Raw genomic sequence first — 12,116 nt, 5'->3', positions numbered from 1 at the left:
AGACCATGAACGACCCAACCACCGCGATCGAGGAGGTGACAACACTGCCCGAACTCATCGCCGCCTAAGCTTCAACCACTGACCTCAATCGGCAAAGCGAAAGCACACCACTCGAGGGGACGTCACCGACAGAGGTGTGCCCGAGGCGCTCAGAGAGCATCGTCGGATGTACGCCAGACGCAGCAACAGCGACCATCTAAACTGCGAGCGCTTCGACCAATTGATCGCTGCAAGGCGAGCTGGGCGGCGACATCGCTTTCGCATTGGCGAAGGTCATGGCGCTCATGCTCGAGGCAAGCGAACTGGAGGCCGCCGCCCATGTCGGTCTGGCTCTAAAATCGCTTGGCATGAACAAATGAGCGGCTTATAAGCTCGCAGTGGGTACTCATCCGAGAGTTTTGACTTCGCTACGTTCACCGCTTGCCGCACTTGAGGGACCGCGGCTGCGGCTCAGACGTCGTCGCCGCGTCGATCTGCCTCTCGATCGTTGCGGTCGGCCTCAGCCCGGTAAGAATCGGCTATAGACCGCAGCATGCGCGCCGTACGCGGCCATTTTGTTGTAACGCGGGGTGCCATGTCTCGGTATCGTTTCTCCGCGTCTCGCTCCTGTCTGCCACCGTCGAACGCTCCCCGCGTTGTTACGCCTCGCCGGTTTGCCAGTCCTATTTGAAGCCCTGTTTCTAGACGAGTGCTGCCGATGGTTTCGATCAGGTCGCGAATCGGTTTGGCGGGCCAGATGTCATCCGAGTCCGATGGACTTGCGGACAGTATTTCGCCAATCACCTCGTCACCGATCGATATGCGGCCACTGTCTGCCAACAAGAGTCGAGACGCGCGAATCCACTGGCCAAGTATCTCCGCATCAACGGAGCCGTCTAATTCTTGCCCGGGTACGGTCGGCCACTCTCGAAGCACACTATAGGCGATTTGTGCGCGAGCACTCTCGTCAGCTGTCAGACGCCGATCTGATTCTCCTTCACCGCGGAAGACGAGCTTGACGATCACAACGAACTCAGACGGACTGTTGTTCAGCAAGCGAAATAGGGCGTTGGACGGATCGTGCTCATGCAAGAAGTCGAAGAATGTAAATTCCAATCCCGGAAGATCAGGGTCATCGGGTACAAATTGTTCCATGTACTTGAGAAGCGATTCAACGTAGTAGCTCGCCATCGTGCGATCCGCTATGGGGCTGGTGCCGCTACCGAGTGCACCAAAGGCTCGCTTGATAAGTTCGACATCGGGCGATGCTTTTTTTCCAGCAACGGAGTTTGAGAGAACAGTAATGGCGCTCCAACCCTGACCGTGTTCGATCATTCGATTGACGACATCTTCAGAATCGTCTTCTTCGATCGCGTAGGGGTTCAATCGACTCCAATAGGTGGACTCAAGATCCTCGCCGAACTCCGCCACGAACGCCCAGTTGTCCCGCGTTGGTGTCACCAGACAGATGAGGCGATTTCGTACCTCGGAGCCTTCCTTGAACCAACTCAACGTTGTTCGAAGCCACGCCAATCCATTGAACGAAACGCGACCGGCACCGAATGCGTGCGCTGCGGCGGATAGATTTGAGTCTTCGCTTTCAAGCCACCCGACGATGGCTTCATCGCTGCTTGCATCGGCAATTTCAGCGAGGAGACCACCAACTCGAGCCGGAATTTTCACATCCGCAATCAGGGTCGTCAACTGATCCGTCCCTTGAGCAAGGACGTCTCGAACCGCTTCGAGCTGTAGTCGATGCAGCTCAGCGTCAAATCCCTCGTCGCCATGACGAAGGTTTCCAGCACGAGTACGCCAGTCGAAAAGATGCGAATAGCGACGAGGGTCAACATCAGGAGCCAACGCCGCGGCTATCTTGCGCCAAGCATGCAATTCGTCATCAGGCATTGCCCAATTCGCATCCGCGTACTCTTCGTGCCGATCGATCTCGTCACGCATTGCACTCCACACATCGAAGCGCTCTTCAGACGACCACGAACTGATTCGCTCATCTGAACCAAGTTCTTTGATCAATTGAACTCGTTGACGAGCTGGAAGGTTGTCGGCACCCTTGACCAAGTCACTCCATCGGGCGGCATTGGCGCCCGAATAGCGGAGCGCGAAGTCGACTAGTCCATCAACGAATCGTTCCCAATCAGCGAACGATACAGAGCGACTACCCGTGACCCAATCTCTGAACACAGGCGTGTGCGGCGAGAATGCCGTGGCGTGGCTGCTCGGCCAAACTGCCAGAAGAGCTTTCCATCCAATGACGGGGTCGCGAGTTAGCAGGCCTTCGAGAAGAGACAACTTATCCTGCACGCTTGCGCCGCTTTGGCGTAGCCACCCCGCCGAGACGTTCTGGAGGCTTTCGAGGGGTCGATTGCTGAGCCGGCCGCCCGGATCCTTTCGAGCCAAGTCTGCTAATGCGCCTGCAGCGCGCGGGAACAACTCCGCTGACCAGCAGAGCGTTTCGAGCGACCATAACAGCGCCGGGTGCGGTGATGACGATCCGAATACGTCCGGGGCGGTGTCTTTGAACAAGGTCATGACAAATGGTTCATCTTTTTGCAGATCAGATTCAACGAAGTCGAGGAAGACCTGCGGAGCTGCTTCTGCAAGAAGCGGCAGAACATCAGATATCCGCTCCAATTTCGCACCAGAACTGTCCTCAAAGGCTGCCCCCAGCAGCCTCTGAATGGTGCCGTCTACCCAACTCTGACCACTGTGAGGTGAGGGGAATTCCGAATCGAGACTTGCTAGTAGTGCCATGCTTTCAGCGAGTCCCTTCCGCAGCGAATTCGAATACTCTGGCGGCCTTGGGCCCTTCATCTGAACGGACAGGCGCTCTAGCGTGCCCATGCCCTGATACGGATCCGGGTCGAGTAAGACCTCGAAAGCGAGGTCACTCCAGCCACGCATGTCCCTGGCAGTGAGCTTGGGAGAGAGCAACAGTCCGAGTTCCAACGGAGACGCTATTCGCCAAATCTCGCCCGAAAGAACGAACGGCGCGTCGGCACCACGAGACAACTGTCGTAGCAAACGCTCGATCTCGTCAGGCGTCTTCACAACCAATTTACTCACCGCTTCTTGATCCGGCTCGTTCGGCGTCCATCCACCAGCCAGCAAGAGCGGCGTCAACACTTCCGATTGAGTTGGATTGGCCGCCCACTTAGGTTCTTTCAAGCGTCGGACTTGCGCATACGACCTGACAAGCGCGGAGAGACTCCGGCGAGCCAAAGCGACGAGACGATACTCATCCTTGATGCCGTCATTCGCGTCCCTGAGTGCTTGGCCCGCAGAGTGAGGGTCAACTTTGGGCAAGGAGATGTCTGGCCCCTGCATAGGCTCATCCGCGGTCGAAATGAGTATTACGCGATGCCCCCGTCGGGTTGCCAAGTTGACGTTGGGACCATCGAACATTGGTATCAATGTCAATGGCGCCGCCGAATGGACGAGACGATCCCACACCGCGTTCTCCTCAACCAAAACTATTCGTTGCAAGAGATCCGGTTGGTTTGCAGCGGCTGCATGAACGAAGGCAATGGCCTCATCTCGCCAGGGCGCATGAATTGACACAACAGACTGCTCGGCGCTCGTCAACAGCTCTCTGAGCTTTTCAGCTTCGGTGGTTCGCCCTGCCAGGAAAAACGGCGGTGGCAACTTCAGCGTCACTCGGTCATCGAAGTCGCTTCGCCAACGTTCGATGGTCTTAGCGTCCCGGGGCTGATATCCCAACCGCTCAGATATCCAATAGTGCACCGCTGGAGTCGAGCGAATCCACTCACTAATCCGGTGGGCATCGAATGCGCGAACATCAATGAATTTGTGCTCTTCGGCCCGTCCTTCGGCCCAGTCACGACTCCCGGCCCAATTGCGCGGGGTGGCGAAAATGAAGATGACGTTCGCGTCTTTCGGAAGTGCGTCTACCCGTTTCTGGTAGTCGTGTTGTGCCTTGTGTTTCGCGTCCTTATCCGTGCCAAGTTCGAATCGCAGTTCACCTGCTGGCAAGAAAGTGCTGCCCGTTGATGTCGCAGACCCATCCCAACCGAAACCAGATGTTCCCTCGTGCGAACGAACTTCGACATTTGTGAGACCACCTGTTGCCGCCAGCAGGCGCGATACAAGCTCAGGAAATGCGCCTTTGGAATCCTGGCTCGCCGCCCAGCGGTCCAACTCGGTAGGGCCTATTAATTCGAGACTGTCTCGACGCAGCAGAGGTGCAACTGAAGACGTCCTGCTGCCTCGCTCCTTTTGCAAGCGCTCCACTTCTTCTCGCGAGAATCGGTTCGCGGTCGTACCCGGGACGCGGGAAGAACGGAGAATTCCCTTCGAAACCCAACTTCGAATGGTGTTTTGGTGAACACCCAGAAGAGTCGCAGTTTCTTTGACGTTGAGATAGGGCTTTTGGACTTCACTTTCCATACATCCGGTATACCGCATGTCGATTTTGTCCAAATGTGTTTTTTGTGCATTTCTTGCTGGAGCAAACCGAGGTCGCTTACTTCAGCTCGCTACAATCGACCGCCGATCCAGAAAAAGGGGATAGTGCTCATAGCAGTCGCGAATTCTGACACCCTCCTCAACGACGATGCGGCGCACAACCGTGGGGACGTCACCTGAACGACCAGCGCACCCGGCCACGATTTCTGCGAGCACCGCAGTCTTCCGCCACGCGAACGCCGCCGCCCGGCCGGCGTTCCCGAATCGGCCCCATCAATGCCCGGTGTGAGGTCGATGCCGACGCGGCGCATTGCCACGTGCGCGGAGGCGAGCTACGTTTTACGGATCGAGAGTTCTCGGCGCACAGAACGTTTCTGATGCGACAAGGCACACAGCGTGCAGCAAGGAGTGAGTCGATGACCGACGAACAGCAGCCCCCGATCGAACCCACGCCACCGACGCCACCGGCCATCCCGAACCCATACGGCAGCGCCCCGCCGTATCAGGCACCCGGGGCCGGGCCGTCGCTCTCGAAGACCCCAGACGACAGCACGCCGCCCACCGCGCCGAACCCGTACGGCGCGGCCCCGTACGGCGCGACCCCATACGGCAGCGCCCCGCCCACCACCCCGAACTCCTACGCGGCCGCCCCCTACGGCGGCTCGCCCGAACCGTCGTACAACGTGCTCGCGATCGTGTCGCTGGTGACAGCGTTCTTCGTGTCGCTGGCAGCAGTGATCACCGGCCACATCGCACTCGTTCAGATCAAGCGCACCGGCCAGAAGGGGCGCGGGCTCGCCGTGGCCGGGCTGGTTCTCGGCTACCTCGGCATTCTGGGGGGCATCCTCGCGGCCGTCTTCATCGTCATCGCCATCGTCGCCGCCGCGTCGAACCCGAACCGGTACGGCACCGGCAGCTCCGACCCGTTCTCGGCGCCGACCGCAGCGCCCACCGCGTCGAGCGGGCCGGGCGGCAGCGGGTTCAACGGCGGCGACCTCACCTTCGAGGCGGGGCAGAGCCTGCCCGCCACGACGATTCCGCAGTTCGCCGACGGCTTCATTACGAGCACCGGCTGGAGCGTCTCGAGCCCCGACGACGGACAGGGCAACTGGTCGTACACCTCGAGCGACAAGCAGTGCACGGTGAAGTTCCACCAGGGCCTGCTGGGCTCGAAGGTGACAACAGTGCCCGGCGACGACCAGGCCACCACCGACGCGTACCTGATCTACGTCGACAACGCGACCGCCTCCGACGTCGACCAGTACGCCGAAACCGACTACGTGGGCCTCGGCAGCGCCGACGCGAGCTACTCGGTCGACACGCGCACCCTCACCGGCACCGATTCGAATGGCAGCCACTGGATCACCGCCGCCCGCGCCTTCGCGAGCACCGGCACCGGCATGTACCTCGACCTCACCTGCCAGCCCGCGACCGACCTGACGTCGATCTACTACGACGTGCTCGCGAAGGCGGCCATCGTCGTCAACTGACCGGTGCTGCGCTGGCTGCGCAGACCGGCGAGTGCAAGCGTCTAGGCTGGGCGAATGTTTGTCGATCTCCCCGAGTCAGAGCTCCGAAACTACCGCAGCACCCAGGTCGAACCCGACGATTTCGACGAGTTCTGGGCATCCACCCTGGCGGGCAGCCGGGCAGCGGCCCCGGCAGCCACAGCCACAGCTACAGCCACAGCCACAGCTGAGAGCAGCACCGTCAACCGCACAGACAGCATCAGCATCAGCACCGGAGTTCTCGTCACGAAGGTCGACTGCGGGCTCACCACACTCGACGTCTACGACGTCACCTTCCCGGGTTTCGCGGGCCAGCCGGTCAAGGCGTGGTTGCGTGTTCCCGCCGGGGCTCTGGATGCAGCACCCTCGCCCGCCCGCACTGCTCTGCCGGCCGTGGTCGAGTTCGTCGGGTACGGCGGGGGGCGCGGCCACGCCACCGACAACCTCTTCTGGGCCTCAGCGGGGTTCGCCCATCTGCACATGGACACCCGCGGCCAAGGCTCCACGTGGAGCTCGGGCGACACGGGAGACGACGAGGGCGCGGGGGCCGGCTCGTCGACCGCTCCGCAGCACCCGGGGTTCATGACTCGTGGCATCACGAGCCCCGAGACGTACTACTATCGGCGGCTCATCACCGACGCCGTGCGAGCCGTCGACGCGGTGCGAACGCTCGAGGCTATCGACCCGCAGCGGGTCGCTGTGATCGGCCGCAGCCAGGGCGGCGGGCTCGCGCTGGCCGTGGCGGGACTCGTGCCAGGCTTGGTCGCCGCGATTCCGCTGGTGCCGTTTCTCTGCGACTTCCCGCGGGCGATCGTGATGACCGACAATGACCCGTACAAGGAGATCGGCCGGTACCTCGCCGTGCACCGCGAGCAGGTCGGGCAGGTGCTCGACACGCTCAGCTACTTCGACGGGGTGAACTTCGCAAAACGGGCATCCGCCCCGGCCTGGTTCTCGACCGCGCTGATGGATCCCGTGTGCCCCCCGTCAACCGTCTTCGGCGCCTTCAACGAGTACGCCGGCGAGAAGCACATCACCGTGTGGCCCTTCAATGGGCACGAGGGCGGCGGGGTCGACGACAACTCGATGGCACTGGCCGCTCTGAAGGCGGTCGCGCCGATCAGCGCCAGCCCGCTCTAACCGAGTTCGCGCTCGGTGATGTCGTCGGAGTGCAGCGAGATCCACAGCTCGGCGGCGTGGCGGTCGGCGAGCTCTTTCAGAACCTTGCCGTTCACGCTCTCGACTACGAACGGGCGATCGCCGTGACCGTTCTCTTCACGGATGTTGGCAACGTGCACGTCGCCGATCCAGATCTCTTCGTGCGCTTTGCTCTGTGAATCGGCCATGCCTCCACGATAGCCCAGCACCCCCGTCACGCGCCCCCTGGCTTTGTCCCCATTAATGCCGCTATACATCGGCGGTGTGGCTGAGGGATGCTGGACGTGCCGCTCGCGCTCGCCGCCCGAGCGGGGCGATCTGGAGGAGCGCGCGTGAACGCACAGGCTGAAGGAACACAGGCCGCAGAGATGCGATCAGGGGGCAGCACCCGCACCCTGCGGCCGAACGCCTCACTGTCGTCGCAGTCGCGTACGGTGGCCGCCACGCTCACCCTGCCGGTGTTCGCCGCGATGCTCTGGTTCGCTATTCCGCGGGGCACCTGGCCGCGCGTCGTTGTGGCCTTCGCCGTGATCGCGCTGGTTGGTGCGGTTCTGTCGTACCTGCTCTCCCGTGTGCGCATCGTCGTCGACCGTGACGGGCTGCTCGAGAACACGTTCTTCGGCTCGCAGCGCCGCATCTCCGCCAAACGCATCGCATCGGTTCTCATCGTGCCCGTGTACCGCGGCCAGTCGCTCGACACCTCGTCGCAACTGTTCGCGTTCGATGCCAGCGGCGAACCACTGCTGCGGATGCGCGAGCATTACTGGGGCACAGAAGCCCTCTCATTCGTCGCCGACGCCTACGACGTACCCGTCACGCTCAGCGACCGCCCTCTCACGCGCGGAGAGCTGCGCCGCGACCACGCTGACCTGCTGTTCTGGTTCGAACGCTGGCCGTGGCTGGGTTCGCTCTGCATCGCCGGGGGCGTTGCGGCGCTGTCGCTGCTGCTCATCGCGCTGATGTCGTCGCAGGCACTCATCGTCGGCTGAGCCCGCCCCCGCCCTCAGTGCGCGATCGACGGCACCGTTCGCGGCCGCACCACAGCCCACAGCACCGTGATCGACACCGCCGCCGTCACCGCCATCACCGCGCCCATCGCCACCGCGTTGCCCACGCCGAATGCTCCGACGATGGGTGAGATGAGCCCGGCGAGGCCGAAGTTCACAGCGCCGAGCAGCGACGCCGCCGTCGCCGCCTCGTGCCCGTGGTTGTTGAGCGCCAGCACCTGCACGCACGGCCCGCCGAACCCGCACGCGGCGATGAAGAACCACAGCGGAATGAGCACCCCGAACAGCCCTGCCCCCGACACATCGAGCACCACGATCGCCACGGCCGACAGCAGCAGCACCACCGTCGAGCACGCCAGCAGCCACTGCGGCGCGATGCGCCGGATCAGAAACGCACTGCTCTGGATGCCCAGAATGATGCCGAGCGAATTCACCGCGAACAGCAGCCCATACTGCTGCGGGCTGAACGCGTAGACGACCTGGAACAGAAAAGGCGACGCCGACAGATACGAGAACAACCCGGCGAACGTCATGCCCCCGATGATGGCCATGCCCACGAACACCCGGTCGTGCAACACCGCACTGTAGCGCTGGCGCATCGACGTGTGCCCGCGGTCGCCGCGGCGCTCTTTCGGGAGGGTTTCGACGATCCACACCGAGGCTGCAATGAGTACCACGATGCCGTAGCCCATCAGTACCCAGAAGATTCCGCGCCAGTCCATGATGTTCAGCAGTTGCGAGCCGACCACGGGCGCCAGCACGGGCGCGACAGTCGTGACCAGCGACATGCGGGAGAGCATCCGAACCAGGGGCTGGCCGGCGAACAGGTCGCGAACCATGGCGATGGCGATGACACCGGCCGCCGCCGCGCCGACGCCCTGCAGCACGCGCAGAACGCCGAGCACCTCGACGTTCGGGGCGACCGCTGCCCCGATGGAGGCCGCGATGTGCAGTGCCGTCGCCACGATGAGGGGCAGGCGCCGCCCCACCGAGTCACTCCACGGGCCCACGAGCAGCTGGCCGAGCGCGAAGCCGATGGTGGTGCCGGTGAGGGTGAGCTGAATGACGGCGACGGGCACGTTCAGGTCGGCCTCGAGGGCCGGGAAGGCCGGCAGGTAGAGGTCGATCGTGAACGGCCCGAGGGCGCTCAGCGCACCGAGAATGATGATATAGACGAGACGTTGGCGGGAAGTCAGCGCATCACCCGGATGCACAGCGGTGTTCACAGAAGGTCCTCGGGCAGAGCGTTCGGGCAGGGGTTCAGGCAGGGCAGTCAGGCAGGGGTTCGTGCAGGGGTTCGTGCAGGGGATCTGTGCGGATTCTCCCGGCCCGGCGGGGTCAGAAACTCGTTCCGGCCGGGTCTGTGAGCAGGCCTCCGAACACCAGCTCGGCAGCACCGATCGTCAACAGCCGCGACCGGAGTTCGGCCCGGTCGATACGCACCGAATTCCCGACCACGTTAAACGTAACCCTTTTCACCGCGGCACGCAGGCGCTCCGGGTCGGCCTCGTAGAGTGAGCCGAGAAACCCCCCGAGAATGAACGATTCGGGGTTGAAGATGCTGATGAAGTTGCCGATGGCCACGGCCAGAACGTCGAGCTGGCGGTTCACTTCGGCCCGAACATCCGGAGCCTGAGACCCCACGACCAGCGCATCGAGCTCGTCGAGCCCCACCGCGCCGAGCCCCAGCACGTCGAGCAGGCGCCCGAGGTTCACTTCGGTCTCGAGGCAGCCGTACTTGCCGCAGTGGCACCGGATGCCCGAGCTGTTCACCATCGTGTGCCCGAGTTCGGCGGCGAACCCCTGGGCTCCTCGCAGCATGGTTCCGCCCACGAGTGCGCCACCGCCGATGCCGCTCGCGCTGCCGTTGAGGTACACCAGGTCGCTCACTCCGCGGCCGGCACCGAACAGGCTCTCGGCCACGGTCGCGAGGGCCGCGTCGTTGGCCACTGACACGGGGTAGCCGAGGGCGGCCTCGACCGTTTCGGCGAGCGGCTCGTTCGACCAGTCGAGGTGCGGGGCGAGCAGTACCAGGCCGTCGACCTGGTTCACGAGGCCGGGAACGGCGACACCCATCCCCACCACGCGATACGACGACGCAAGCTCAGAGCGCATTCCGTCGATCACGGCCGACACCACGTTGATGGTCTCGCGAACGGAAGGAACAGAGGCCGTCTCGTACCGCACGCGTTTGTGCAGCACGCCGCCGAGGCCCACCAAGCCGATGGTGATGGCGTCGACGTCGGGGTTCACGGTGAGGGCGACCACGTTCTCGGCCGCGTGCACGACCGGGCTCGGGCGGCCGACCAGACCGGAGTCGGCGGGTTCGGTCTCGTAAGCGAGGCCGAGTTCGACGAGTTCGGTGACAAGGGCGCCGATGGTCGACCGGTTCAGGCCGGAGAGACGGGTGAGCTGGGCGCGGGTCTGCGCGCCGCCGTGGTGCAGCATGGTCAGGATGGTCGACAGGTTGTGCCGGCGCGCCTGGTCGTTACTGTTGCCGACGCCGGCCGAGAGGGGGCGAAGCGGAGCGGGGAGGGTCACGGGGTGCTCCCTTTCTCGGCGGGTTCTCTTCGCTCGGGGCGAGAGAGCTTTGTTGACCCTTGAAACATATACCGTGCATCCGGCGCCCGCCAAAGCGGAGAGCTCGGCCAGCGTGCTGGTTTGGTGGATTTGCCCTTTGACAAGATGAAGCGAACGGGAATATGTTGGGCGTGGTAACTTTTTCACGGTACTTCTTTTTTGCGGTACTTCACCAACGATGCTGACTGGAGCAAAACGGTATGTCTCTGACGCCCACCCGCGCTGACAAATTCTCTTTCGGACTCTGGACGATCGGCTACAACGGCTCCGACCCGTTCGGCGGCCCCACCCGTTCGCACCTCGACGTTGTCGAAGCAGTCACGCGCCTGTCTGAGCTCGGCGCCTACGGCCTGACCTTCCACGACGACGACCTGTTCGACTTCGACTCGACCGACGCCCAGCGCCAGACGCAGATCGACCGCCTGAAAGGCGCCCTGGCTGACACCGGGCTCATCGTTCCGATGGTGACGACCAACCTGTTCAGCGCGCCCGTGTTCAAAGACGGCGGCTTCACCTCGAACGACCGCCAGGTTCGCCGGTTCGCGCTCCGCAAGGTGCTGCGCAACATCGACCTCGCTGCCGAGCTCGGCGCGAAGACGTTCGTGATGTGGGGCGGGCGCGAGGGCGCGGAATACGACGCGGCCAAAGACATCCGCTCGGCCCTCGAGCGCTACCGCGAAGCCGTGAACCTGCTGGGCGACTACGTCACCGACAAGGGCTATGACATTCGATTCGCCATCGAGCCCAAGCCGAACGAGCCCCGCGGCGATATTCTGCTGCCGACGGTCGGTCACGCCATGGCCTTCATTCAGACCCTCGAGCGCCCCGAACTCGTGGGCGTCAACCCCGAGGTCGGCCACGAGCAGATGGCCGGGCTGAACTTCGCCGCCGGCATCGCTCAGGCGCTCTACCAGGGCAAGCTGTACCACATCGACCTCAACGGCCAGCGCGGAATCAAGTACGACCAAGACCTCGTGTTCGGCCACGGCGACCTGTACAACGCGTTCGCGCTCGTCGACCTGCTCGAGAACGGTTCGCCCGAAGGCGGCCCGGTCTACGACGGCCCGCGCCACTTCGACTACAAGCCTTCGCGCACCGAAGACATCACGGGCGTCTGGGATTCGGCTGCCGCGAACATGCGCACCTACCTGCTGCTCAAGGAGCGGGCCGCGGCTTTCCGCGCCGACCCCGAGGTGCAGCAGGCCCTGGCCGCGTCACGCGTACCCGAGCTCGCCCAGCCCACGCTGAACCCGGGTGAGACCTACACCGAGCTGCTCGCCGACCGGTCGGCCTACGAAGACTTCGACCCGACCCCGTACTTCGACGGCAAGGGCTTCGGCTTCGTGCGCCTCAACCAGCTGGCGCTCGAGCACCTGACGGGCGCGCGCTAACCGCTCGCACCACTTCATCCACGCCCCCACCGCCCGCCCCGCTCGCCCCGCTC

At 63.3% G+C, this 12,116-nt stretch carries 8 protein-coding genes; 4 read left to right on the top strand and 4 right to left on the bottom strand.

The genetic code is table 11. The features are described from left to right. Positions 1–450: 450 nt before the first annotated feature. Complete coding sequence (locus D4765_RS18160) at positions 451–4,401, bottom strand: helix-turn-helix domain-containing protein (RefSeq protein WP_161580495.1); 3,951 nt, start codon at positions 4,399–4,401, stop codon at positions 451–453. A 434-nt stretch (positions 4,402–4,835) separates the two neighbouring features. Between D4765_RS18160 and D4765_RS18155 the strand changes: the two genes are divergently transcribed. After that, a complete protein-coding gene (locus tag D4765_RS18155) occupies positions 4,836–5,909 on the top strand; it encodes a DUF4190 domain-containing protein (RefSeq protein ID WP_161580494.1) in 1,074 nt (357 codons plus the stop codon). 54 nt (positions 5,910–5,963) lie between these two features. Then, positions 5,964–7,067, top strand: a complete 1,104-nt coding sequence (locus D4765_RS18150; protein ID WP_136643724.1) for an acetylxylan esterase — start codon at positions 5,964–5,966, stop codon at positions 7,065–7,067. On the opposite strand, the gene D4765_RS18145 is transcribed toward D4765_RS18150, so the two are convergent. Next, entirely contained in the window at positions 7,064–7,273 is a 210-nt protein-coding gene (locus D4765_RS18145; protein WP_136643723.1) for a hypothetical protein, read from the bottom strand. The two genes, D4765_RS18150 and D4765_RS18145, sit on opposite strands and share 4 nt — an antisense overlap. 144 nt (positions 7,274–7,417) lie before the next feature. Between D4765_RS18145 and D4765_RS18140 the strand changes: the two genes are divergently transcribed. Continuing rightward, positions 7,418–8,074, top strand: coding sequence for a hypothetical protein (locus D4765_RS18140; protein WP_136643722.1), 657 nt, complete (start codon positions 7,418–7,420; stop codon positions 8,072–8,074). Between the two features lie 14 nt (positions 8,075–8,088). On the opposite strand, the gene D4765_RS18135 is transcribed toward D4765_RS18140, so the two are convergent. Both D4765_RS18135 and D4765_RS18130 read right to left on the bottom strand, forming a co-directional pair. Beyond that, complete coding sequence (locus tag D4765_RS18135) at positions 8,089–9,318, bottom strand: multidrug effflux MFS transporter (protein ID WP_136643721.1); 1,230 nt, start codon at positions 9,316–9,318, stop codon at positions 8,089–8,091. Between the two features lie 112 nt (positions 9,319–9,430). Then, the gene (locus D4765_RS18130; RefSeq protein ID WP_237280550.1) at positions 9,431–10,633 is read right to left on the bottom strand and encodes an ROK family protein; all 1,203 of its coding nucleotides are present in this window, start codon (positions 10,631–10,633) and stop codon (positions 9,431–9,433) included. 239 nt (positions 10,634–10,872) lie between these two features. On the opposite strand from D4765_RS18130, the gene xylA reads away from it, so the two are divergent. Then, complete coding sequence (gene xylA, locus D4765_RS18125) at positions 10,873–12,063, top strand: xylose isomerase (RefSeq protein ID WP_136643720.1); 1,191 nt, start codon at positions 10,873–10,875, stop codon at positions 12,061–12,063. Positions 12,064–12,116 lie beyond the last annotated feature (53 nt).

Source organism: Subtercola vilae, from assembly GCF_004923255.1.
Taxonomy (GTDB): Bacteria; Actinomycetota; Actinomycetes; order Actinomycetales; family Microbacteriaceae; genus Subtercola; species Subtercola vilae.
Note: the sequence above shows the minus strand (reverse complement) of the source record. Positions and strands in the feature narration are given on the sequence as shown.

Coding starts and splice junctions, on each gene's coding strand:
- D4765_RS18145 (WP_136643723.1), bottom strand. CDS start 7,273: ATGGCCGATTCACAGAGCAAAGCGCACGAAGAGATCTGGATCGGCGAC.
- xylA (WP_136643720.1), top strand. CDS start 10,873: ATGTCTCTGACGCCCACCCGCGCTGACAAATTCTCTTTCGGACTCTGG.
- D4765_RS18155 (WP_161580494.1), top strand. CDS start 4,836: ATGACCGACGAACAGCAGCCCCCGATCGAACCCACGCCACCGACGCCA.
- D4765_RS18150 (WP_136643724.1), top strand. CDS start 5,964: ATGTTTGTCGATCTCCCCGAGTCAGAGCTCCGAAACTACCGCAGCACC.
- D4765_RS18160 (WP_161580495.1), bottom strand. CDS start 4,401: ATGGAAAGTGAAGTCCAAAAGCCCTATCTCAACGTCAAAGAAACTGCG.